Origin of the sequence: Gordonia sp. VNK1 (assembly GCF_040049135.1) — a bacterium.
In the GTDB taxonomy this organism is placed as follows: domain Bacteria; phylum Actinomycetota; class Actinomycetes; order Mycobacteriales; family Mycobacteriaceae; genus Gordonia; species Gordonia oleivorans.
In genome coordinates this window covers 105044-129248 of sequence record NZ_JBDZDJ010000008.1, presented here as the reverse complement: position 1 = coordinate 129248, position 24205 = coordinate 105044, and the positions used below count along the sequence as shown (strand labels likewise).

The 24205-nt window shown below is 67.4% G+C and carries 21 protein-coding genes, 1 tRNA gene and 1 other RNA gene; 17 read left to right on the top strand and 6 right to left on the bottom strand.

The window, feature by feature from the left end; all coding sequences use genetic code 11:
• Positions 1-2 precede the first annotated feature (2 nt).
• The 4 genes from ABLE94_RS12415 to ABLE94_RS12400 all read left to right on the top strand — a co-directional run bounded on the left by ABLE94_RS12415 (position 3) and on the right by ABLE94_RS12400 (position 3441).
• A complete protein-coding gene (locus ABLE94_RS12415) occupies positions 3-884 on the top strand; it encodes an ABC transporter substrate-binding protein (protein WP_348808880.1) in 882 nt (293 codons plus the stop codon).
• On the top strand, positions 881-1909 hold the full coding sequence (locus ABLE94_RS12410; protein ID WP_425476190.1) for a FecCD family ABC transporter permease: 1029 nt from the start codon (positions 881-883) through the stop codon (positions 1907-1909). The genes ABLE94_RS12415 and ABLE94_RS12410 overlap by 4 nt, the downstream gene beginning before the upstream one ends.
• On the top strand, positions 1906-3267 hold the full coding sequence (locus ABLE94_RS12405) for a bifunctional adenosylcobinamide kinase/adenosylcobinamide-phosphate guanylyltransferase (RefSeq protein ID WP_348808879.1): 1362 nt from the start codon (positions 1906-1908) through the stop codon (positions 3265-3267). The genes ABLE94_RS12410 and ABLE94_RS12405 overlap by 4 nt, the downstream gene beginning before the upstream one ends.
• A gap of 88 nt (positions 3268-3355) precedes the next feature.
• Positions 3356-3441, top strand: a tRNA-Ser gene (locus ABLE94_RS12400).
• Between the two features lie 76 nt (positions 3442-3517).
• Here ABLE94_RS12400 and ABLE94_RS12395 read toward each other — a convergent pair.
• Positions 3518-4918 carry an amino acid permease gene (locus tag ABLE94_RS12395; RefSeq protein WP_348808878.1) on the bottom strand — a complete coding sequence of 467 codons (1401 nt, stop codon included), beginning with the start codon at positions 4916-4918 and terminating at the stop codon, positions 3518-3520.
• Positions 4919-5100: 182 nt separating this feature from the next.
• Between ABLE94_RS12395 and ffs the strand changes: the two genes are divergently transcribed.
• The 4 genes from ffs to ABLE94_RS12375 all read left to right on the top strand — a co-directional run bounded on the left by ffs (position 5101) and on the right by ABLE94_RS12375 (position 9576).
• An RNA gene (ffs, locus tag ABLE94_RS12390) (signal recognition particle sRNA small type) lies at positions 5101-5195 on the top strand.
• Positions 5196-5263: 68 nt separating this feature from the next.
• A complete protein-coding gene (locus tag ABLE94_RS12385) occupies positions 5264-6541 on the top strand; it encodes an aspartate aminotransferase type Ic (protein WP_348808877.1) in 1278 nt (425 codons plus the stop codon).
• Between the two features lie 152 nt (positions 6542-6693).
• The gene (locus ABLE94_RS12380) at positions 6694-7914 is read left to right on the top strand and encodes a glycosyltransferase 87 family protein (protein WP_348808924.1); all 1221 of its coding nucleotides are present in this window, start codon (positions 6694-6696) and stop codon (positions 7912-7914) included.
• A gap of 111 nt (positions 7915-8025) precedes the next feature.
• A complete protein-coding gene (locus ABLE94_RS12375; RefSeq protein ID WP_348808876.1) occupies positions 8026-9576 on the top strand; it encodes an acyl-CoA synthetase in 1551 nt (516 codons plus the stop codon).
• A gap of 46 nt (positions 9577-9622) precedes the next feature.
• Here the strand turns inward: ABLE94_RS12375 and ABLE94_RS12370 are convergent, their stop codons facing one another.
• A complete protein-coding gene (locus tag ABLE94_RS12370) occupies positions 9623-11350 on the bottom strand; it encodes an MFS transporter (RefSeq protein ID WP_348808875.1) in 1728 nt (575 codons plus the stop codon).
• Positions 11351-11574: 224 nt separating this feature from the next.
• On the opposite strand from ABLE94_RS12370, the gene ABLE94_RS12365 reads away from it, so the two are divergent.
• A complete protein-coding gene (locus ABLE94_RS12365; protein WP_348808874.1) occupies positions 11575-13941 on the top strand; it encodes a DNA polymerase III subunit gamma and tau in 2367 nt (788 codons plus the stop codon).
• 322 nt (positions 13942-14263) lie between these two features.
• On the opposite strand, the gene ABLE94_RS12360 is transcribed toward ABLE94_RS12365, so the two are convergent.
• Positions 14264-15601 (bottom strand): class I SAM-dependent methyltransferase, encoded by a 1338-nt coding sequence (locus tag ABLE94_RS12360; protein WP_348808873.1) that lies wholly within the window; start codon positions 15599-15601, stop codon positions 14264-14266.
• Entirely contained in the window at positions 15598-17043 is a 1446-nt protein-coding gene (locus ABLE94_RS12355; RefSeq protein ID WP_348806340.1) for an FAD-binding oxidoreductase, read from the bottom strand. The genes ABLE94_RS12360 and ABLE94_RS12355 overlap by 4 nt, the downstream gene beginning before the upstream one ends.
• Before the next feature lie 84 nt (positions 17044-17127).
• Here ABLE94_RS12355 and ABLE94_RS12350 point away from each other — a divergent pair, with 84 nt between their 5' ends.
• The 8 genes from ABLE94_RS12350 to ABLE94_RS12315 all read left to right on the top strand — a co-directional run bounded on the left by ABLE94_RS12350 (position 17128) and on the right by ABLE94_RS12315 (position 21968).
• Complete coding sequence (locus ABLE94_RS12350; protein WP_348806314.1) at positions 17128-17568, top strand: SRPBCC family protein; 441 nt, start codon at positions 17128-17130, stop codon at positions 17566-17568.
• A gap of 44 nt (positions 17569-17612) precedes the next feature.
• Entirely contained in the window at positions 17613-18506 is an 894-nt protein-coding gene (locus ABLE94_RS12345) for a pseudouridine synthase (protein ID WP_348808872.1), read from the top strand.
• A gap of 318 nt (positions 18507-18824) precedes the next feature.
• Complete coding sequence (locus tag ABLE94_RS12340) at positions 18825-19160, top strand: hypothetical protein (protein WP_348806316.1); 336 nt, start codon at positions 18825-18827, stop codon at positions 19158-19160.
• 49 nt (positions 19161-19209) lie between these two features.
• Positions 19210-19584 (top strand): YbaB/EbfC family nucleoid-associated protein, encoded by a 375-nt coding sequence (locus tag ABLE94_RS12335; RefSeq protein WP_348806317.1) that lies wholly within the window; start codon positions 19210-19212, stop codon positions 19582-19584.
• Positions 19585-19591: 7 nt separating this feature from the next.
• Entirely contained in the window at positions 19592-20203 is a 612-nt protein-coding gene (recR, locus tag ABLE94_RS12330; RefSeq protein WP_348808871.1) for a recombination mediator RecR, read from the top strand.
• A 104-nt stretch (positions 20204-20307) separates the two neighbouring features.
• Positions 20308-20805, top strand: a complete 498-nt coding sequence (locus tag ABLE94_RS12325) for a uridine kinase family protein (RefSeq protein ID WP_348806341.1) — start codon at positions 20308-20310, stop codon at positions 20803-20805.
• A gap of 10 nt (positions 20806-20815) precedes the next feature.
• Positions 20816-21562, top strand: a complete 747-nt coding sequence (locus ABLE94_RS12320; RefSeq protein ID WP_348808870.1) for a uracil-DNA glycosylase — start codon at positions 20816-20818, stop codon at positions 21560-21562.
• 106 nt (positions 21563-21668) lie between these two features.
• Positions 21669-21968 (top strand): hypothetical protein, encoded by a 300-nt coding sequence (locus ABLE94_RS12315; RefSeq protein WP_348806320.1) that lies wholly within the window; start codon positions 21669-21671, stop codon positions 21966-21968.
• A gap of 213 nt (positions 21969-22181) precedes the next feature.
• On the opposite strand, the gene ABLE94_RS12310 is transcribed toward ABLE94_RS12315, so the two are convergent.
• Positions 22182-22904 carry a type 1 glutamine amidotransferase gene (locus ABLE94_RS12310; protein WP_348806321.1) on the bottom strand — a complete coding sequence of 241 codons (723 nt, stop codon included), beginning with the start codon at positions 22902-22904 and terminating at the stop codon, positions 22182-22184.
• On the bottom strand, positions 22901-24193 hold the full coding sequence (locus ABLE94_RS12305; RefSeq protein ID WP_348806322.1) for a Mur ligase family protein: 1293 nt from the start codon (positions 24191-24193) through the stop codon (positions 22901-22903). The genes ABLE94_RS12310 and ABLE94_RS12305 overlap by 4 nt, the downstream gene beginning before the upstream one ends.
• Positions 24194-24205 lie beyond the last annotated feature (12 nt).

Below are 24205 nucleotides of genomic sequence, written 5' to 3'. Positions count from 1 at the left end.
CCGTGTCGCGACGCCAATCATCGCTGCTCGCTTCGCTCGTCGCAGTTCTCGCGCTGCTCGCGGCGTGTGCGGACACCGACACCACCCCGGCGGACCGGAGCGGGGCGGCGCACCCGGACGCCATCGTCTCGCTGAGCCCAACCGCCACCGAGATGCTCTTCGCCGTGGGCGCCGGGGATCAGGTGAAGGCCGTCGACGACCAGTCGAATTATCCATCCGATGCACCCAAGACCAGGCTCTCGGGCTACACGCCGAACTTGGAGGCGATCCTGGGTTACGACCCTGACCTGGTGGTCCTCTCCGACGACAGCGACGGCATCATCGCCAAGCTCAAGCGAGCCGGCGTTGAGGTCCTGCAACTGCCTGCGGCCAAGACCCTCGACGATACGTACACGCAAATAGAGCAGGTGGGTGCGGCAACCGGGCACGTGGGCGATGCTGCCGAACTGGTGTCGTCCATGCGCACCGAGATCGACAAGACGGTGCAGTCGGTGCCCACCCGCGAGACGCCGCTGACCTACTACTACGAGCTGGACAACACCTTCTACTCGGTCACCGACAACACCTACATCGGGCAGATCATGACGATGCTCGGGCTGAAGTCGATCGCGACCGGTGGCAACGGGTATCCGCAGTTGTCGGCGGAGTACATCCTCGACGCCGACCCGCAGGTCATCTTCCTCGCCGACGCGCAATGCTGCGGGGTGACGCCACAGGCGGTCGCGGCACGGGCGGGTTGGGGCCAGATCGCCGCGGTCAAGGACGACCAGATGCACGTCCTCGACGGCGACATCGCCAGCAGGTGGGGACCCCGCATCGTCGACCTCGTCAATCAGGTCGCCGGGATCGTGAAGGATATCCCCGTCACCGCACCGGCACCATGACCGGAGTGGGCAGGCGCGGCGTTCTCGCGTTGGGTGTCGCCGCGCTCGCGCTGATCGTCTCGATGCTGGTCGGCATCCTGGTGGGGCCCGCGGGTCTGACGCCCGGTGGCATACTCGCCGACATCGTCGACCGGCTGCCCCTGGTGAACATCGACTCCGGACTCACACCCCGCCAACAGACCATTCTCTGGGACGTGCGGATACCCCGGGTGGTGTTGGGCGCCATCGTGGGTGCGATGCTCGCGATCGCGGGCGCCGCCTACCAGGGTGTGTTTCGGAACCCGCTCGCCGATCCCTACCTGCTGGGCGTCTCCAGCGGGGCGGGCCTCGGCGCGACACTGGCGATCGTCGCCGGCGGGGTGATGGGGTCGACGGGAGTTCCCGTGGCCGCCTTCGCCGGTGGCATGATCGCGGTGTTCGCCACTTATGCCCTCGGGCAGACGGTGGGCGGTGGGCGCAGTGAGGTGGTCATCATCCTCGCCGGCGTCGCCGTGGCCGCCTTCACCAACGCGATCCAGACGTTCTTCATGCAGTTCCACGACGACACGTTGCGCCAGGTCTACTCCTGGATGCTGGGGCGGTTGTCCACCGACGGCTGGACCGAGGTGACCCGGGTGCTGCCGTATGTGGTGGTGTCGGTGGCGGTCATCGCCCTGTACCGGCGGACGCTGGACGTGATGGCGGTGGGCGACGTCGAGGCGTCGAGCCTGGGCATCGCGCCGGAACGGGTGCGGCTCTTGCTGATTGGCGTGGCGACTCTGGGTACCGCCGCAGTGGTGTCGGCGAGCGGGCTCATCGGTTTCGTGGGCATCGTGATACCGCATGCCGTCCGGCTGGTGATGGGACCGGGGCATCGTCTGCTGTTGCCGCTGTCTCTCCTGGTGGGTGGTGCGTTTCTGGTGCTGGCCGACGTGATCGCCCGGACCGTGACCGCGCCCGGCGAACTTCCCATCGGCGTGGTGACCGCGGCCATCGGAGCGCCGTTCTTCCTGCTGGTCCTGCGTCGCAGCCGGAGTGCGGCATGACCGGTACGGTGAGGTGCGCGGGGCTCGCGGTGCAGCGCGGCGGCCGTCCGGTACTTCACGAGGTGAATCTGACGGTTACCCCCGGCGAATGGGTTTCGCTGGTGGGGCCCAACGGTTGTGGCAAGACCACCCTGCTGCACGCGATGGTGGGCCTGGTGCCCTTCGACGGTGAGGTCGAGGTCGCCGGGCTGACGCCGGCCCGCTCACCTCGGCGCGCGGTGGCCCGGGCGGTGGCCCTGATGCCGCAGCGACCGGTGGTACCCGACGGCGTCACGGTGCGCGAACTCATCCGGCTGGGACGTACGCCGCACATTCCACGCTTCGGCACGGAGACGGCGCACGACGACGACGTCGTCGACGCGGTGATCGCCCGTCTCGGTCTCGGTGGCCTGGCCGACCGCCTCGCGACGGCGCTCTCCGGCGGAGAACTGCAGCGGGTGGTGTTGGGGCGCTCGCTGGCGCAGGAGCCGCGGGTCCTGCTGTTGGATGAGCCGACCAGTGCACTCGACATCGGTCATCAGCAGCAGGTGCTCGACCTCGTCGATTCCATGCGCCGGGACGCGGGCATCACGGTGATCGCCGCGATGCACGATCTCACCGCGGCCGCGCACTACGGGGAGCGACTCGTGATGATGGCGCAGGGGCAGATCGTCGCCGATGGGTCTGCGGCAGAAGTGCTGACCGCACAACGTGTTTCGGATGTATACGGTGCTCGGGTGGAGGTGCTGGGCCGGCCCGACGGTCCGGCGGTGGTGCCGCTGCGTGGGCCGGGTGATGTCATGGAGGAGACCATGAAGGATTGCGCCCGTCGGGGTGCGCGGACGGTGGTGCTCGGCGGGGTGCGGTCGGGTAAGTCTCGGTACGCGGAGTCGTTGCTGGACAGAGCCGATGTGACGGTGGTGGCGGCTGGCGCTGCGGCCGACGGCGACGCCGAGTGGGCATCACGGGTCGCCGAGCATCGTCGTCGACGCCCGCCGGCCTGGGTGACCGTCGAGACCACCGATGTAACCTCGGCGCTGCGCGAGGCCAGCGGCCCGGTGCTCATCGAATGCCTCGGAACGTGGTTGACGGCGCGGATGGATTTGCACGGAGTGTGGGACAGCGGTGACCTGACGGCGGTGGAGGCTGATGTCGCCGACCTGGTATCGGCATGGGCGGCGTGTGAGCAGCCGGTGGTCGCGGTGAGCAACGAGGTGGGCAGCGGCGTGGTGCCGGCCTCGGTATCGGGCCGGTTGTTCCGGGACTCGCTGGGGCGGCTGAACACAGTGATCTCCGATGCCTCGGAGACGGTGGTGCTGATGGTCGCCGGGCAGCCGCTGACGGTGAAGGGCGCAAGGACTACCGGCGTAGCCCGGTGACGGCGGCTTCGTCACTGGCGGCGATCGGTGAGGACGGCACCGGGCGGTTTGGGTTGCGACGGCCCGACCAGTATGATCGACCGTCGTTGGAGGATTCGCCTAGTGGCCTATGGCGCTCGCCTGGAACGCGGGTTGGGTTAACAGCCCTCAGGAGTTCGAATCTCCTATCCTCCGCCGAAGCCCCGGCCTCGCTGTGATCCAGCGGGACCGGGCCTTTTTCCTCGGCGGTCTCGTCCGTGATCGCCCAGTATCAGTCCTCCGCCGGCGCCACCGGATGTGGATCGGTGCTGCGTTTCTGCACGACGACGCCGGCACCGACGATGATCGCCGCGGAGATCGCGGAGAAGATGATGGCCTGGCGTTGACCATCGTCGAAGATCATCAGGATCAGGATCGCGACGATGAACACCATGACGGCGCCGGTCAGGTAGGGGAACAACCACATCTTGACCGGCGGCCGATGCCCTTCCAGCCGCAGATTGCGTCCGAGTTTCAGCTGGCTCGCGGCGATGGTCAGGTAGACGAACAGGGCGATCGCACCGCTGGTGGCCAGTAGCCACGCGAAGATCTTGTCCGGCAGCACGTAGTTGCCGATCACCGCGACGAACCCGATCACCATCGACAGCAGCACCGCCACCCACGGCACCCCGTTGCGGGTCAACCGCCGCACGGCCCACGGGGCGTCGTGGCGGGTGCCGAGGGAGAACAGCATGCGGGAGGCGGTGTAGAGCGCCGAGTTCAGGCACGACGCGACGGCGGTCAGGATGACGATGTCCATGATCACCGCGGCGCCCGGGATGCCGATTGCCTGCAGAACCGACTGATATGACCCGTCGGGGAGCTGGTTGTAGGGCAGCAGGGCGACGACCACGAAGATCGAGCCCAGGTAGAACAATGAGATACGCCAGATCACCGAGTTGACGGCCTTGGTGATGCCCTTCTCCGGGTTCGGCGATTCGGCCGCGGCGATGGTGACGATCTCGGTGCCCATGAACGAGAACATCGTGATGAGCATGCCGGCGATCACCGCGCCGAAACCGTTGGGCATGAAGCCGTCCGGCTCCCAGAGATGGTGGATCCCGCTCACATGGGAACCGGGAATCCAGCCGAGCATGGCGGCGACACCGATCACGATGAACGCGACGATGGCGACGACCTTGATGAGGGCGAACCAGAACTCGAACTCGCCGTAGTTGCCGACGCTGACCAGGTTGGTGACGGTCAGCAGCACCGTCACGGCCAGGGCCCACATCCATTGCGCCCCACCGATCAGGTCGGTGAGGATCGCCGCGGCCGCGGTGGCCTCGACAGGGATGACCAGCACCCAGAACCACCAGTACAGCCAGCCGACGGAGAATCCTGCCCAACGGCCCAGGGCGCGGTCGGCGTAGACGGAGAACGATCCGGTGTCGGGGTTGGACGTGGCCATCTCGCCGAGCATCCGCATCACCAGGACGACGAGCGTGCCGGCCATCGCATAGGAGATGAGGACGGCGGGTCCGGCCTTGGCGATGGCATTGGCCGAGCCGACGAACAGGCCGGCGCCGATGACCCCGGCGATGGAGATCATCGTGATGTGACGTGGTTTGAGGCTCGATCCGAGCGAGCCGTGCCCGGTGGACGCGGGCGCCTTCTGGTCGACAGAGGCCATGGGTTCTCAATCTCCTGGGGTGGTGAGACGTCGTGCGGTGGACGATCCCTTGTGGGGATCTGCCCGACGCTACGGCGGCGTCACCCACCTCGCAGCGGATGCCGCAATGGTCGGATTCGACCGTTTTCCGGTGCCGTTTCGGGGGTGGTGATCCGGGTCCGATCCGACTCGCTACACTTGACGACGGATCCCGCGCGGCGTGCATCCTGTGAACTCCCCCAGGGCCGGAAGGCAGCAAGGGTCAACGGGCTCTCTCGGGTGCGCGGGGTCCCCTACAGATCTCACATCCCCGATCACTTTCGCCGGCGCCCACCCGCTCGCGTCGGCTTCGCGAGAGGTCCCGCGTTGAACTTTCACTCGAAGAGTGCCGACGAACTCCGCGCCACCCAGGACGACCTCCGAAAGCTGTACGACGCGCTCTGCACGGCCGGCCTGAAACTCGATCTGACCCGCGGCAAGCCCGCGCCCGAGCAGCTCGACCTGTCCAACGAACTTCTCGCGCTGCCCGGTGACGAGTACCGGGCCGCCGACGGCACCGACACCCGCAATTACGGGGGCCTGACCGGACTTCCGGAACTCCGCGCGATCTTCGGTGAACTCCTTGCCGTCGACCCTGCCAATCTGATCGCCATCGGCAACGCCAGTCTCGACCTGATGCATCACCTGGTGACCTTCGGCCTGCTCAAGGGCACCCCGGATTCGGCGCAGCCGTGGGGCTCGGGACCGGTCAAGTTCCTGTGCCCCGCGCCCGGTTACGACCGCCACTTCGCGATCACCGAGCAGTACGGCATCGAGATGATCACCGTGCCGATGAACCCCGACGGCCCGGACGTCGCGGTGTGTGCCGAACTCCTCGCCGCCGACCCGAGCATCAAGGGCATGTGGGCGGTCCCCACCTACTCCAACCCGACCGGCGTGACCTTCAGCGAGGAGGTCACCCGCGCGTTGCTGTCGATGCCCGCGGCCGACGATTTCCGTATCTTCTGGGACAACGCGTATGCGGTGCACACCCTCGTCGACGCCCCGCCGCCACCGTTCCCGGTGCTCGACTGGGCCGCCGAGGCCGGGCACCCGAACCGCGTGTACGTGCTCGGCTCGACGTCGAAGATCACCTTCGCCGGTGCCGGCGTCGCCTTCTTCGGGTCGTCGAAGGCCAATGTCGACTGGTTCGTCAAGAACGTCGGCTTCGCCACCATCGGCCCGGACAAGGTCAATCAGCTGCGGCACGCGAAGTTCTTCGGCGACGCCGACGGCGTGCGCGCCCACATGGCCCGGCACCGCGAGATCCTCGCGCCGAAGTTCACGATGGTCCTCGACATCCTCTCCGACCGGCTCGCCGAATCCAAGGTCGCATCCTGGTCGGAACCCGAGGGTGGCTACTTCATCAACCTCGACGTCATCGACGGTGCCGCCAAACGGACCATCGCCCTGGCGAAGGAGGCCGGTATCGCGTTGACCGGCGCGGGCTCGGCCTTCCCGTACAAGAACGATCCGCACGACCGCAACATCCGGCTCGCACCGACCTTCCCCAGCACCGATGACCTCCAGGTCGCGATGGACGGCGTCGCCACCTGCGTACTGCTCGCCGCCACGGAGACGTTGATCTCCGCGATCGACGCCTGAGGAGTGGGCGTGCCGGTAGGCCGATGCTGACCGACGGTGGGCCGACCACCGACCGGGTGAGCCGCACCCCGACGCACGTCGCCCGGCCGGTGGGACTGGTTGCGCTCGGACTGATCCTCGCCGCGATCGCACTGTGGTGTCAGCACGCGATCATGCCGTTCACCACGCCGTTCTGGGGATTGTTCGACTACCAGCTTGATCTCGACGTCTACCGCGAGGGTGCCCGGACGGTGTGGGAGGGCGGCAGCCTCTACGACGCGAAACTGCTCGGGCAGATGGACTACACGTATGCGCCGGTCTCGGTCGTGGTGTTGATGCCGTTCGCGTGGATGTCCTTCGAGGCCGCGCGGATCGTGTGGAGTATCGGCATCATCGTCGCGCTCTACGTCGTCATCATGTTGTGCTTCGCGGCGTTGGGGCGGCGCGCGACGTGGCCACTGCGGAGCCTGGCCGTCGGGCTGGTCGCGGTGTCGATGCTGCTCGAACCGGTGCGCACGACGATCTGGTACGGCCAGATCAACGTCTTTCTGCTGCTGGTGATCCTCGCCGATCTGCTCCGGCCCGACGGGTCACGGCTCAAGGGCATCGGTGCCGGCATCGCCGCCGGGATCAAACTCACCCCGCTGATCTTCCTGCTGTATTACGCGTTGCTGCGTCGATGGCGGACGATGGCCGGGGTCGTGGGTGGTTTCTTGCTGACCATGGTCGTCGGTTTCGTCTTCCTGCCGAGCGCCTCGTGGTCGTACTGGACCGACAAACTCTTCGACTCCAACCGGGTCGGGGCACCCCAGACCCTCGGGAATCAGTCGCTGCGCGGCATGATCGCCAACCTCGCACATTCCGACGCCCCCAATCAGTTGCTGTGGCTGACGGTGGTCCTCATCGCCCTCGGGCTGGGCATGACCGCGGCCGTCCTCGCCCACCGCAACGGGCATGAGCTCTTGGCGTTGTCGGTGGTCGGCATGACCTCCTGCGCGATCTCCCCGATGTCGTGGGGACATCATTGGGTGTGGTTCGTCCCGGTGCTGGTGATCTGCGTGGACCTGGTGCTGCGAACCGATCTCTCGCCGATCCGACGGATGCTTGCGGGAGCCGGCGGCGTGTTGCTCGTGCTGGTGGCGTTCGCGTGGCGCACCCACTTCGCGTATCCGATGTGGTTCGTCAACCGCGTGATGCCCGACGCGTACCTGATGGGTTTGTTCTTCAAGGCCGAGACCGGCCCGGCCTGGGCGCAGTTCTTCCTGGTGTACCCCTACAACGCGATCTTCCTCGGTACGGTGCTGGCCACCATCGTGGTGCTGGGGCGACGGTCCGCGGTGCCTGATCCGGCCGACGTGACATCGGTGTCGCCACGTCCCGGGAAATTGAGTTAGTCAAAGTTCACTGAAACTGTTCCTGTGATGCGGGTTACGTTCTACGCTGTCAGCGTCGGCGGCCCCGAGTGGCCGTCCCATCAGCGCATCCCTCGCCATAGGAGAATCGTCATGACCCGCGTGAGCACCCCGGAAACCATGGACCTCGGCTCCTGGATCGCGCGGCGCGCCGCGATCGGTCCGCATCGACCCGCCATCACCTTCGGTGACCACACGCTCACCTTCGGTGACTTCTCCGATCGGATCGACCGCCTGGCCGCCGCCCTCGTCGACGGTGGCGTGGGTGCCGGCGACCGCGTCGCCTACCTCGGGCTCAACAACCCGATGTTCCTCACCGCCATGTTCGCCGCCGCCCGGGCCGGTGCTACGTTCGTGCCGTTGAACTTCCGGCTCACCGGAACCGAATTGGCCTACATCATCAACGACTCCGGGGCGCACACCCTGATCGCCGACCCGGATCTCGCCGCGGTCGTCGACGCCGGGGACGAACCGCTGCCCCTGCAGCGTCGCATCGCCGTCGGCGCGCGAGACGGCTGGGCCTCGGTGGAGGAACTCATCGCCGGTAGCGAGCCGATTTCGGCTCCGGCGCAACCTGATTCCGATGCGGTGGCCGTGATCATGTACACCTCGGGAACCACCGGTCGCCCCAAGGGGGCCATGCTCACGCACGGGAATCTGTTCTGGAACAACGTCAATGCGCTGTTCTGTCTCGACGTCGACTCCTCGGACATCAGTTACTGCGCCGCACCGCTGTTCCACATCGGTGGCCTCAATGTCACCACGCTGATCACCCTGCAGAAGGGCGGACACATCGTCCTGGCCCAGTCCTTCGATCCGGTGGTGGCCCTCGCCGACATCGAAAAGCACCGTGTCACCACGATGTTCGGCGTTCCGGCGATGTACCTCTTCATGAGTCAGGTGCCCCAGTTCGAGACCGCGGACCTCTCCTCGCTGCGCTACCTGGTGTGCGGTGGTGCGCCGGTTCCCGAACCGCTGATGCGACGCTACGCCGAGCGTGGCCTGGCCTTCGCGCAGGGCTATGGGCTCACCGAGACGGCACCCCTGGCGTTGGTGATGAGCGTCGACGAGTCGGCCGCCAAGATCGGCGCGGCCGGCAACAAGGTGCTGCCGCTGTCCGATGTGCGGCTCGTCGACGCGACGAATTCTCCTGTCCCGGTGGGACAACCGGGCGAGATCTGTGTGCGCGGACCGCAGGTGATGGTCGGTTACTGGAACAATCCGGGTGCCACCGCGGCGGCGATCGACGACGGCGGATGGTTCCACACCGGCGATGTCGGCCGCGAGGACGAGGACGGCTACATCTACGTCGTCGACCGCGTCAAGGACATGGTGATCACCGGCGGTGAGAACGTCTACCCGGCCGAGGTGGAAAGCGTCCTCTACAGCCATCCGGCGATCGCCGAGATCGCGATTCTCGGTCTGCCGGACGCCAAGTGGGGTGAGGCCGTCACCGCGGTGATCGCCACCGCCCCCGGACACGAGGTGTCGCTGGAGGAGTTGCGCGAGTTCGCGGCGGATCAGTTGGCGCGGTACAAGCTGCCGCTGCGCCTGGAGTTCGTCGACGCGCTGCCCCGCAATCCGTCCGGGAAGGTGCTGAAATACCAACTGCGGGAACAGTTCACCAGCGTGACGGCCGTGTGAGCACGTAGCTCACACGGCCGATGGCGGCGGTTTCACCGGCGGCCGGTCAGGCCGCCGGCACGCCCGTCGCCGGGAACCCGCCGGTGTTCGGTTCGACGATCTCCTCGCGGATCGCGCCCGGACGCAGTCCGGCGAAGCTCAGGATGGCCGCGGCCACCGCGGCGACACCGACCACCACATAGGCGTGGGCGAAGCCGCTCCCCAGTGATTCCAGCGCGATCGGATGCGCCACCGATCCGGGCGCGCCGGCCGGGATCGAGTTCAGTGCGATCGGGCCGCCGGCCTGTGCGATGCCCATCGCCGGGCCCATGTCGGCCGGCGCCAACCCGGAGCTCTGCAGGCCGTTCATCAGCTGTGTGCCCGCGGTGCTCAGGGCGATCGCACCGACCAGCACCGGACCGAGGGCGAAGCCCAGGTCGCGCAGCAGATTGGTGACCGCGCTCGCGGTGCCGGTCTGCTCGCGGGGAACGGAGTTCACCGCCACCGCGGACATCGGCGACAGGGTGAAGGCGAAACCGATGCCGACCAGCAGGCACGGCAGGACGAACTGTGAAACCGACTGGGACATAACATCATTGGTCGACGCGAGGAAGGCCCCGGCGGCCATCGAGACGAAACCGACGGTCAGCAGCAGGTGCGACGGAATCCGCATCTGCAGGCGGCTGATGACGGGGATCAACACGAACGCGGGTCCCTGCAACAGCAGGAACATCAGGCCGGTGTACAGCGGGCTCTGATGCTGCACCGGGCCGAGCCACATGCTGGTCGAGTAGCACGCGCCCAGGAACGCGAACATGCCGACGACCGCGACGAGCGAGGACACGCTGAAGTGGCGGTTGCGGAACAGGGTGAGATCCAGCAGTGGGTTACGCACCCGGGACTCGATCACGACGAAGGCGACCAGCAGGACCGAACCGACGGCCAGTGTGGTGACGACCGGCCTGGCCTCCCATCCGACCTCGGGTCCCTGCACGAGCCCGTACAGCACGGCGATCAACCCGACGGCGAAGGTGATCTGCCCCCACATGTCGCCGCGACGGTCCGGGTGTCTGGGCGAATCCGCGGCGAGAACCACGGTCAGCCCGGCGGCGAGGATCGACACGACGACGACCACCAGGTACGACCCCTGCCACCAGCCGAGGTCGGCGAGTACGCCGCCGAGAAGTGGCGAGACGGCCGAACCGGCGGACAGAAAGCCCGCCCAGACGGCGATGCCGCGAACCCGTTCGGGCACCGTCGTCGCGACCGACGCGACGAGGGCGAGTGAGGCCGGGAAGATCGCACCGGCGCCGAGTCCGTTGATGGCCGAGGCCACCCACATCATCTGGATCGTCGAGGCGAACATGGCGACGAGTGAGCCCGCCGCCACCAGGACCGTGCCGCCGACGACCATGCGGCGATGGCCGAAACGGTCGCCGAGCACGCCGAAGGTGAGCTCGAAAACGACCACCGGGATCATGAATGCCGCTGTGATCCAAGTCAATTGGGAGCCCACGGTGCTGAAGGTCTCCTGGAAGACACCGTTCAGGGCGCCGGGCAGGGCATTGGCGATCTGGGCCACCATCACCGCCGCCGACGCCGCAACCAGCGTCCCGGTGGCCCGGCGACGTCGAGGCGTCGAGCCCGTTTCCCGCGGCGGCGCCGACGCCGGACGGTCGCGACCGACGGCCGTCGGTGGGGTGTCGGTCCTCGGGAGTTCGGTCAGCGGGTTTCTCGGGTTATTGGTCAGCGGGTTATTGGTCAGCGGGTTACTGGTCAGCGGGTTACTGGTCATTGGGCAACCTCCGGCGCACAACGCCTGGTTCGGTGGTGGGGATCTCGTCCGGTGCCGAACTGTGATCTGCACAACTCGGATGGCAAGTAACCTAGAATTCACTTAACGCCGTGTCAAGTAGAAGAATTGCCCGTAAGTGTTAAATGCGAATAGTCAAACTTCACCGACGAGGACCCTGTGGGGGAGAGGATCGGACTGTCGGTGATCGCCGGTACTCTCGACGCGTGGCTCTGTATCGCACCTATCGCCCGGCGACATTCGCCCAAGTCGTGGGGCAGGAGCATGTCACCGATCCCCTCAGCCGCGCGCTCGACAGTGGCCGGATCAACCACGCCTACCTGTTCTCGGGGCCGCGCGGATGCGGCAAGACGTCCTCGGCCCGCATCCTGGCGCGGTCGCTGAACTGTGCACAGGGTCCGACGTCGACACCGTGCGGTGAGTGCGCGTCGTGTGTCGCCCTGGCACCCGGCGGTCCGGGCAATCTGGACGTCATCGAACTCGACGCGGCCAGCCACGGCGGCGTCGACGACACCCGTGAGCTGCGGGATCGCGCGTTCTACGCTCCCTCGGAGTCGCGGTACCGGGTGTTCATCGTCGACGAGGCCCACATGGTCACCAACGCGGGCTTCAACGCGTTGCTCAAGATCGTCGAGGAGCCGCCGGAGCACCTCATCTTCGTCTTCGCGACCACCGAGCCGGAGAAGGTGCTGCCGACCATCCGGTCGCGTACCCACCACTATCCGTTCCGACTGCTGGCGCCGCCGGTGATGCGTGGACTGCTGGAGAACATCTGCGCGCAGGAAGGCGTGCAGGTCGGCGCCGACGTCTACCCTCTGGTGATCCGTGCCGGTGGCGGTTCGCCCCGTGATTCGCTGTCGATTCTGGATCAGTTGCTGGCCGGTGCCGGTGAACAGGGCGTCACCTACGACAGGGCGCTCGCGCTGCTCGGCGTCACCGACATCGCGCTCATCGACGATGCCGTGGACGCCCTGGCCACCGCCGACGGTGCCGCGCTGTTCGCCGTCGTCGAAAAGGTCGTCGACGCCGGACACGATCCACGCCGCTTTGCCGTGGATCTCCTGGAACGACTTCGCGATCTCATTCTGCTGCAAGCGGTTCCGGATGCGGCCGAGCGGGGCCTGGTGGAGGCGCCCGGTGATCAGCTCGCGCGCATGACCGCGCAGATCGAACGACTCGGACCGGGTGGACTCACCCGCTTCGCCGAGATCGTGCACAACGCGCTCGGCGAGATGCGCGGCACCACCTCGCCGCGACTACTGCTCGAGGTGATGTGCGCACGCATGTTGCTGCCGACCACCTCCGCCGACGACGCGGCGTTGCTGCAGCGTCTGGAACGGCTCGAATCCGGGGTGGTCGTGGCCGCGCCCGCAGCGTCGGGTGCCGCGGCGGCATCCGCGCCGACGGTGCCGCCGACGTCTGTGTCGTCCTCGCCTGTGCCGCAGGCGCCGGTGTCCGCCCCGCCGGCCGACGAGCCGCCGCCGAAGTACGTGCGTCCGTCGCAACGCAAGGCTGCGCAGGAGCGCCCGGCCGCACCGGAACCTGCGGCTCGGCCGGAACCTGCGGCTCGGCCGGAACCTGCGGCCCGGCCGGAATCCGAAGTCCCACCGGCACAGCCGGACCCGGCTCCGGCGGAGTCGACCCCCGTGGAGTCGGCCCCTGTGGACTCAACCCCCGTGGAGGTGCCGCCGGAGCCCGAGCCGTCGCGACCGGACGAATCCCTGGCCGCCGCACCTGCTCCCGCACCGGAAGCCGCGCCGCGCCGTCCGGAGGCCGGTACCACCATGCCGGGCCCACGCGGAGGCGGGAATCCGACTGCGCCGCAACCGCCGTCACGCCCACGACCGGCACCGGCGCCGGTCGCCGACGAAGACGACATCCCGCTGCCCGACGAACCCGTCGACGAGTACGAGGTGCCGCCGGACGAGCCGGGTGTGGCCACACCGCGGCCCGCACCGACACCGGCGCCCGAGCCGGAACCGGCACCGTCGGCCGGTCTCGACCTCGACACCGTGCGCAAGCGATTTCAAGAGGTGCGCACCGCGGTGCGATCGCGGTCGAAGAGTCTCGAGCCGATGCTATCGGCGGCCGTCGTCGACGACTTCGACGGCACCACGGTCACTCTCGGGCATCCCATCGAGGTGCTGGTCGGTCGATTGTCGTCGCAGCACGCGGTGGGGATCATCCGTGAGGCATTGAACGAGACCTTCGGTGGCGATCTCGAGGTGCGCATCGTCCTTCGTGACGCCACCGCCGCGGTACCGGGCACCTCGACCGCACCGCAGCAGGGCACGAGCGCGGCCAAGCGGCAGACCTACGCGCGGCCGAGTCGTGCCCGCCAACCCGAGGCGGGCTCTGAGGCGGTCGCTGCGGAACCGGAACCCGAGCCCGAACCCGAACCGGAGCCGCCACGACCGGACGAGGAGATCCCCGACGCGGAACGCGCCGAGATGGTCGCCGACGCCCACAACGCGACACCCGACGCCCGAATCGACCCCGACAAGCTCGCCCTCGACCTGCTCCAGACGGAATTGGGTGCCACACCGATCGATTCGACCGAACGCGGGATCTGACGACGCACTGACAGCGCTCTGTCTGACGTTGACAGCGCTCGCGCAGTCACTGACAGCGCTCTGTCGGACGTTGACAGCGCTTACGCAGTCACTGACAGCGCTCTGTCCTGCACTGACAGCGCTCGGATTGATGGTCTGCGTGGTCCGAGGATCCGCTCCAGAGCGCTGTCAACGTGGGGGAGAGCGCTGTCAACGCACAGCAGAGCGCTGTCAATGGTCGTGCGTCGGATGTATTTCCGCCGCGCGCAACGTCATCGACGTACGCGGCGCGGTAACGCGACCAGTAGAGCTACTCGACCACTGGGGCCATGCGACTGCGTGACTACGCGTCCCACCACGGGCGCAGCGGAAGATCCTGACGGCCCTTGGCGTCGAGTTTGACGCCGAGGACGTGATGCAGCTGCACGATGTCGCGCTCGAAGCCGATGCGGCAGCCGGCCATGTAGAGACCCCACAGGCGGGCGGTCCCCTCGCCGACCTCGGCCACCGCCTCATCCCAATGCTCGACGAGGTTGCGGTTCCAGTCGCGCAGCGTCATCGCGTAGTGATAACGCAGGTTCTCCTCGTGGATCACCTCGACGCCACCGATGTCCTGGAGCTTGGAGATGATCTTGCCGGAACCGGTGAGTTCGCCGTCGGGGAAGACGTAGCGGTCGATGAACGAGCCGGCACGCATGTTCTTCCCGTTGTCCGGACGAGTGATGCAGTGGTTCAACAACATTCCACCGACGCGGAGCTTGTCGCGCATGAACGAGAAGTACGCCGGATAGTTGCCGACGCCGATGTGTTCGGTGAGGCCGATCGACGACACCGCATCGAACTCGGCCTCGGGCACATCGCGGTAGTCGCTGTGACGTACCTCGGCCAGATTGGACAGGCCCTCGTCGATGATGGCCTGCTGCGCCCACTCGGCCTGCTCGGCCGAGAGGGTCACGCCGAGGACCTTGACGCCACGGCGGGCCGCGTAGCGCACCATTCCGCCCCAGCCGCAACCGATGTCGAGGAGGCGGTCGCCGGCCTTGAGGCGGAGCTTGTCGAAGATCAGCCGATACTTGTTGTCCTGCGCGGTTTCCAGCGACGCATCGTGGTCCGGGTAGACGGCGCACGTGTAGGTCATCGACGGTCCGAGGACCCACTCGTAGAAGGTGTTGGAGACGTCGTAGTGATAGTGGATGACCTCGGCGTCGCGAGCCTTGCTGTGCCGCAGGCCTTCTGCGAACCGCCGCCACCGGGGCAGGGCCTCCTGCGGGGGCGGGGCGATGGGCTTGAAATGCTCGATCCCGAGAGAGCGTGCGATCTGGGCGAGGACGAGTGGCGATGGCCGCTTGAACTCCAGGTCCGACGCCAGCGCCTGCAGTGCTCCGTACGGATCGCCGGGATGCGCACCGATCAACTCGAGATCGCCTGCGACATATGCCCGTGCGAGTCCGAGGTCGCCGGGGGCGGTGACGAGATAGGTGGTTCCCCGCGGTGTTTTCAGGTTGAGGCCGAACTCGGCGTCCTCGGGTCCGGCCGAACTGCCGTCGTAGGCGGTGATCCGTATGTTGAGATTGCCGCCCATGATGGATTCGAAGACCTGCGCGAGATTGAGTTTGCCCTGTGTGGCATCGGTTTTCGTGATGACGCCGTTGGTCGGCGCGCTGTCCTTGTAGGTCGTCATTGCCGTTTCACCGCTTTCGCATAGAGGTCCAGCAGTCGGCCCTTGGGGTCGTACCGCTTTCTGAGCAACCGATAATGTTCGCCCCCGTAGAGCTCATCGAATTCCTCGGGACTGTAAAAGGACTCCGAATACAAGGACTTGTGGCCATCGAGCTCGGCCACCTCGCGTTCGATCAGCTTGTTGGCGTGCCCGGGATCGCCCGGGGTCACCGGCACCGCCGACCAGAAGCCGACGTTGACATATGTTCGGTGCGGCTCCAGCGGATACAGCGGCCACGGCCGGGAAGCAACACGCCGAGTGTGCTCACCCTCCCGTGCGTTGGATGTATCCGTCGATCCGCCCTTCGCTCCGGCATCATCCCGTAAGCGCAACGGGCACAACCAGATCGGCTCGATGGGGATGTTCTCCAGGAACCATTCGAGGTAGGCGGTGGTGTTCTCGATCGGCACCTCGATGTCTTGCACCACCCGCTCGTTGGCGGGCAGGCCCTTACGGGCGTTGATCCGGTCGGCGATGTTGAACCGATGGTCGTAACCGATCAGCTTCCAGTAGAAACTGCTGCGCAACAAGCGTTTCGGCCACACTCGACGCACTCGCGGGTTCTGGGCACCGAAGGCGCGGGAACACCAGAACCAGTCGGTGTCCCAGCGCCACAGGTAGTCGTGGATCGTCAACCGGTCGCGTTTGGGTGTCACCTGCGGCGCATGCTGAATCGACCGGTAGTAGATGTCCATGTCGGTGTAGTCACTGACCGGGCCCGGCTCGTCGGTCTGGCGCCCGAGTGTCAGGTACGCCTCGTCGGCGGTGAACACGGTGCCGTCCAGGTAATCCACGCGTTCGCCGTCGTAGGTGCGGTCGCCGACGATGACATCCATGGTCCGTTGCAGTTCGGCGAGATCGGTGAATCGCACATGCCGCAGTTCGACGAACGGCGCGACCACTTCCAGCTCGATCTTCAGGCGAACCGAATATCCCAGCGTGCCATAGGAATTGGGGAATCCGAAAAAGAGGTCGGCATAGCTGTTGGTGGGTGTGGCGGTGACGATTTCGCCGTCGCCGGTGAGGATGTCGATCTCCAGCACCGATTCATGCGGAAGACCGTTGCGAAAGGAGGTGCTCTCGATCCCGAGTCCGGTGACCGCGCCGCCCAGCGTGATCGTCTTCAACTGCGGAACGACTTTCGGCGCCAGGCCGTACGGCAGCGTGGCGGCGACGAGGTTCTCGTAGGTACACATGCCCGCGACGTCGGCGGTTCTGGCCTCGGCGTCGACGGAGATCACCCGGTCCAGACCGGACACATCCAGGCCGGGGTGTGGATTCTTCGCCCGCGCCCGGAACAGATTCGAGGTTTTCTTCGCGAGTCGGACAGTGGCCTGCGGAGGGATGGCGCGATAACTGTTCAGGAGGGTTGCCACGCCCTCCTCGAATGCCGCTGCCCCCATCTCCAAGTCTGCAGAGCTCACTTGGCTAGCCTAGGACCTGAGCCTCATGCCCGCCAATCAATACCTGACGAAGGAGCCCGGCCCGTGGGTCAGATTTCTGCAAGCCAGTCGACCGAGATCGCCGCTACCCCGGACGCCGTGATCGGCGCGCTCGCCGATTACAACGAGGTCCGCCCGGCGATCCTGCCCGAGCAGTACCGCGACTACGCGGTGATCAGCGGAGGCAACGGCGACGGCACCGTCGTGCACTGGATCCTGCAGGCCACCTCCAAGCGTCAGCGCGACGTGAAGGCCACCGTGGCCGTCTCTCCGGACACCATCACCGAACGCGACGAGAACTCGACGATGGTGACGACATACAAGGTCGCAGCCGCCGGAGCGGGTAGCACCGTCACCACCACGACCACGTGGAACAGCAATGCCAGCGGCATCGGTGGTTTCTTCGAGAAGACCTTCGCACCCAAGGGCCTCGCCAAGATCCAGGCCGCCCTGCTGGCCAACCTCAAGACCCGGCTGGAGAAGTAATCCCCGAACGCCCGCGTCGTCGGGGCCGGTCACGGCCGTCGCCGTTGCCGCCCCGCGACGGGGTCGACGCCACCCGCGTGGTGCTGCGTTCCGGGCCGGAATCGACGATCGGCGATTGCCTTCGGACCACCCCGTCGCTGGCGGATATGTCCGACGAGGCACTGCAGGCGCGTGCGGACCGCGGCGAGGTCGTCGACGCCGAGGGCATGCCGGTCGACCTGTCCGCGCCGGCGACCATGAACAGCTCGGTCTACCTCTACCGGGACCTGCCCGACGAGGTGCCGATCCCGTTCGACCTGCCGATCCTCCACCGCGACGACGACATCGTCGTCGTCGACAAACCCCACTTCCTGGCGACGATGCCCCGGGGTCGGCATGTGACGCAGACGGCGCTGGTCCGGTTGCGACGAGAACTCGGCACGGACCTCGTGGCCCCGGCGCATCGTCTCGACCGCCTCACCGCGGGCGTGCTGCTGTTCACGCTCCGCCCCGAAGTGCGGGCCGCCTATCAGGACCTGTTCGCCACGCGTCGCGTCGACAAGGAGTATCGCGCTCTGGCCTCGCCGGCCGACTGGTCCGGGACGCAGACGGTGCGCGATCGCATCGAGAAGACGGCCGGGGACCTGCGCGCACGCGTCGTCGACGGTCCGGTCAACGCGATCAGCGACATCACCGAAGTCGAACGATCCGTCCACGGGTCGGTCTATCGCCTCGTCCCGCACACGGGCCGCACCCACCAACTCCGGCTGCACATGGCCTCGCTCGGCGTGCCGATCGTCGGCGATCCGCTCTATCCGGAGGTGGACGCCGACCTCGCCGCGCGGCCCGATCACGGTGACTTCTCGCAGCCGCTGCGTCTGGTGGCGTACTCGTTGGCGTTCACCGACCCGATCAGCGGTGAGCACCGGCGCTTCACGTCACGCCGCAGCGTGCGCTGACGTCGTCGAGTGTGCGCCGATCTGCGTCGAGTGTGCGCTACTTCCCGTCGAGTGGGCGCTGATCTGCGTCGAGTGTGCGTCGAATCTGATCGAGTGTGCATATCGCCCATGCGCGGGTGGAGACGGAACGCCCACTCGACGGGAAAGAGCACCCACTCAACGGGAAACGGCGCCCACTCGACGGGAAACGGCGCCCACTCAACGGGAAACAGCGCCCACTCGACGGGAAAGAGCACCCACTCAACGGGAAACAGCGCCCACTCGACGGGAAACGGCGCCCACTCGACGGGCGGTAACCTCCCCGCTACCCTGCGATCTGTGACGATCCGGGCCTCCTACGAACGCCACCCCGACCTCGGCTGTGAGGCGGTGGTGTTCATCGACGACGAGTCGATGGCGTGCTTCCAGATCCAGCGCGACCTGGTGGGCAGCGACCGCGCGAATGATCGGTACTGCATCTCCACCGGCGCCTCCGCACCGATCTACGACGCGATCGTCGACTGGCGACGCGTCGACGACAACCGGCTGGAGTTCGTGCTGACCCCCCGCGCGGGACGCCTCTTCGGCGACAGTGACCTGTCCTTCGAGATCACCCCGGTCGGCGACGACACCGTCGACGAGATCGTCGATCACGTCGAGCGTCTGCTGCGCTGACCCGGCGCGCCCACGGAGCCCCCGCAGCGTGGCGACTACTCTGGAGCCCGTGAATCAACCTTTCGACCCGAGTGCCCTCTTCGGCGGCGGCGGTGCCGGCGGCGAGAACCCGATGGCGGGGCTGCTGCAGCAGGCCCAGCAGATGCAGGCCAAGCTTCTCGAGGCGCAGAACGAGATCGCCGCGACCGAGGTGACCGGAACCGCAGGCAACGGACTGGTCAGCGTCACCGGAAACGGGACGGGCGAGGTCACCGCGGTGACCATCGACCCCAAGGTCGTCGATCCCGACGACGTCGAGACACTGCAGGATCTCCTGCTCGGCGCCCTGGCCGATCTGGCGCGCAAGCGCGAGGAACTCGCGGGCGAGAAGATGGGGCCCCTGGCCGGCGGACTCGGCGGCGGCGGACTGCCCGGACTCGGCTGAGGCGGACGTGTACGAGGGGCCGATCCAGGATCTGATCGATGAGCTGGCCAAACAGCCGGGCCTCGGGCCCAAGGGTGCCCAGCGCATCGCCTTTGCGCTGCTCGCCGGCGAGAAGAAGGAGATCGATCGGCTGATCTCGGCGCTCGGTCACGTCCGTGACGACGTCACCTTCTGCGCCGAATGCGGCAACGTGTCGGCCAAGACGTTGTGCCGGATCTGCTCGGACGCCCGACGGGATGCGACGACGATCTGCGTCGTCGAGGAACCCAAGGACGTGCACGCCATCGAGCGGACCAAGGAGTTCCACGGGCGGTATCACGTGCTCGGCGGCGCCCTCGACCCGCTGTCCGGGATCGGCCCGGATCAACTCCGCATCCGTGAACTGTTGCGTCGACTGGCCAACACCCCCGACGGCAATGACGTCACCGAGGTGATCGTGGCCACCGACCCCAACACCGAGGGTGAGGCCACCGCCACCTATCTGTTGCGCATGCTCAAGGATTTCCCGGGGCTCAGCGTCACCCGACTGGCGTCCGGGCTCCCGATGGGTGGCGACCTGGAATTTGCCGACGAACTCACCCTCGGTCGCGCCCTGTCGGGCCGCCGGGCGCTCGCCTGAGACCGCCCGTGTCCGCGACCGCCGCTGCATCCGGTCAAACCGGCACCGCCGGACCGCCACTGCCAGACGAACTCGACGCCCGCCTCGACGATCTCGCCGCCGAGATGATCTCCGGCATCGTCGCGATCGACGGTCCGTCGGGGGCGGGCAAGTCGACGGTGGCCGACGCTCTCGTCGCGAAACTGCGGGCCCGCGGTACCGGTGTGGTCCTGGTCCGCACCGACGACTTCGCCACCTGGGACAACCCGGTGGCGTGGTGGCCGGAGCTGGAAACCGATGTGCTGCATGCCTTTATCCGCCGACGCGACTACCGGTACCGGCCGCGTGTGTGGGTGGACGGCGTCCCCGAGATCGGCAGCCGGATCTGGTATCGCTGGGAACCGTTGCTGGTGATCGAGGGGGTGTCCGCCGCGCGGCGACGCATCGCCGACCGTCTCACCTACTCGCTGTGGCTCGACGGTGCGCCCGCCGCCGAACGTCTCGAACGTGCCGTCGCCCGTGACGGCGAGGAGTCCCGACCGTTTCTGCAACGCTGGCAACAGTTCGAACGCGGCTGGTTCGCCGTCGACCGCACCCGGGACCGATGCCGGGTGCTGGACTGAGCAGACCGCGATGGGCAGGCGCCGCACCTTCACCGACATCGCCGACATCACCGACATCGCCGACCTCGATGCCGCGATCGTCGAATGCCGCGCCTGCCGACGGCTGGTGGCGTGGCGGGAACGGGTCGCGCGTGAGAAGCGCGCGGCGTTCGCCGACCAGACCTATTGGGGCAGAGCAGTTCCCGGATTCGGACCGGCCGACGCCGCGATGCTGATCCTGGGTTTGGCGCCGGCCGCCCACGGCGCCAATCGCACCGGCCGGATGTTCACCGGCGATCAGAGCGGCGACGTCCTGTTCCGCGCGCTCTACGACGTCGGGCTCGCAAGCCGCCCGGACGCGATCTCCGCCGACGACGGCATGGAACTGTTCGGGGTGCGGATGACCGCGCCGGTGCATTGCGCGCCACCGCAGAATCAACCCACACCGGCCGAACGTGATCGCTGTTCGCGGTGGCTGGCCGCCGAACTCGCCCTGCTGCGGCCGACGCTACGGTCGGTGCTGGTGCTCGGGGGATTCGGCTGGCAGGTGGGATTGCGGACCTTCGCCGACCTCGGCTGGGACGTGGCCCGGCCCCGACCGAAGTTCGGTCACGGCGCCCGCACGGTCATCACCGACGGCGACGATCACCTCACCGTCGTCGGCAGCTATCACGTCAGCCAGCACAACACCTTCACCGGCCGCCTCACGCCGGCGATGCTCCGCGAGGTGATCGTCGACGCCGCCCGGATCGCGGGGCTGCCCACGCTGCGGCGTTGACAGCCGACCCACCGGGGGCTGCCAGGGTCGGGCCAGTGTCGGTGGGCAACGTCGAAGGCGGACATCGAACACCCCCGATGCGATGAGACGACGAAAGGGACCGCCGATGAGAAAAGACGACGACGTCTGCCGCTGCGGACATCCCCGCGCCATGCACGAGCACTACCGAGCGGGATCGGACTGCGGACATTGCGGATTCGCCGGGTGCGCGAAGTTCCGCAAGACGCGCAGGCCGATCGGTCGGGACGCAGCGGCCGCGCGGCGCCCGGCACTGCGCCTGGTGACCACCGCGCCCATGACCACTGCGCCCATGACCACTGCACCCAAGAACACCGCACCCGAGGCCACGGGATCGCGACGCCACCCGGTTCGGGTGGTTGCCGACGACGATCGGCGCGCGGGCTGACTCACCCGAAAAGGGGACATAGCGGGCATACCGCCGTCCGGTGATCGGTGCAGAGCGTAGGGTGTCGTCATGGTCGGGCGCGCGGATCACCGTTGTCGATGTAGTCATCCGAAGTCAGCACATGAGCATTACCGTGCCGGAACCGATTGCGCGATCTGCGGCGCGGACCGATGCCCCAAGTTTCGCCGGATGCACTGGTGGTCGCGTGCCGATTCAGCCCCGCCGGCCGGCGGCGAGTCGCTCGGCGCGCAGCCGGTCAACCTCTGGGAGGTCAAGCGGCGCAAGCGTATCGGTCCCGATGGCCCGGGCCAGGAGAAAATCGGCTAGTTCGGGATTACGTGCCAGCGCCGGTCCGTGCATGTAGGTGCCGATGACCGATCCGCTGACCACGCCCTCGGTGCCGTCGCCGACCCCGTTGCCGACGCCGTGCCGCACCTGCCCCAGTGGCGACGAGTCCGAACCCAAAGTGCTTCCGCCGCGGTGGTTTTCGAAACCGCTCAACGGCTGGGTCAAACCCTCGAGGACGGGATCGGTGACCAGTTCGCCGATGCTCCGTGTCGCCTGCGGTGACGTCGTCAGATCGAACAGCGAGATGCCGTCGACGCGTTCACCGGCCGAGGTCTCATACCAATGGCCGAGCACCTGGATGGCCGCGCAGATCGCCAGCACCGGCCGTCCCGCGGCCGCGGCCCGCTGCAGTCCGGGGTAGCGCGTGAGGTGCCGCGTCGCCAATCGCTGCGCGTAGTCCTCGGCGCCACCGAGGGTGTACACGTCCAGCGAATCGGGGACCTCGTCGTCGAGGGTGATCTGGATGACCTCGGCGTCGATCCCGCGCATCCGGGCGCGTTGACGCAGGATCAGTGCGTTGCCGCCGTCGCCGTAGGTGCCCATCACGTCGGGCAGGACGAGGCCGATCCGCAGGGTCGATTCGCTCACTGTTCTGCCTTCCGGGCGCGCTCGGCACGTTCGATGGCGGTGTTCAGGTCGCGGAACGCGGTGTAGTTGGCGAGCACCTCGACCCGGCCGGGCGGGCAGGATGCGATGGCGGCCATGGGGTCGTCGATCGTGGTGTGTTCGGCGCCGGCGTAGAGCAGTCGCACCGACAGGTCGGCGGCCCGTTCACCGGAGGCCACGACCTGCATGGTCTCGAAGGCCTCGAACCGCACATCCCACAACCACGACAGATCCTCCCCGTCGGGGACCTGCCCGTTGACCGCGATGACCAGACCGTCGGCGTCCTGATCGATCATCGACAGCGCCTCCTGCCAACCCGCGGGATTCTTCGCCAGCAACGTGCGCACCGAATGATTGCCGACCTGATGGATGCCGTAACGCCCGGCGACCTCGCCGACGGTCTGCACCGCGGCGACGGCCTTGGCCGGGTCGGCGCCCATCACGACGGCGGCGGCCACCGCCTGCGCGGCATTGCCACGGTTGGCGCGCCCGGGTACCAGCAGCGACATCGATGAGGTGAATCCGTCCGGGCCGTACAGGTTCTCGTCGTCGAACCACCAGTCCGGTGACGGGCGACGGAAGTTCTCATCGCCGGTGGAACGCCAGTCACCATCCGCGCCGCGAATGATCGGCTCACCGGTCCGTGGGCAACTCACCGAGTCACCCACCCAACTCGCACCCGCGGCCACCCACACCACCTTGGGTGCGTCGAACGCCGCCGAGGTCACCAGGACGTCGTCGCAGTTGGCGACGACGGTCATCGCGGGGTGCTTGGCGATCCCGGCGCGCAACCGACGTTCGATCATGTTGATCTCGCCGACGCGGTCGAGCTGATCGCGGGACAGGTTCAGCATCACCAGCACCTCGGGGTCGGTGGCGTCGCTGACGTGTGGGACGTGGAGCTCGTCGACCTCGAGTGCGCACACCGGCGCCGAGCGTTGCAGGCTCAGTGTCGCGATGATCCCGGCGTCCATGTTGGCGCCGTCGGCCTGGGTGGCCACCTCACCGAGTTCGGCGAGGGCCGCGGCGGTCATCCGGGTGGTCGTCGATTTGCCGTTGGTGCCGGTGATCAGCGCGGTCCGCTTGCCGGCCGCGAGGCGCGACATGATCTTCGGGTCGATCTTCTCGGCGACCAGGCCGCCGATCATCGAGCCCTTTCCGCGGCCTGCGGTGCGGGAGGCCCATCGAGCGGATGCGGCGGCGGCCAGGGCCACCGAGGTGCGCAGCGGGACGCGCGTCGCGGACGATGACGGGGTGTCGCGGTCGGGCATGTGGACGAGTCT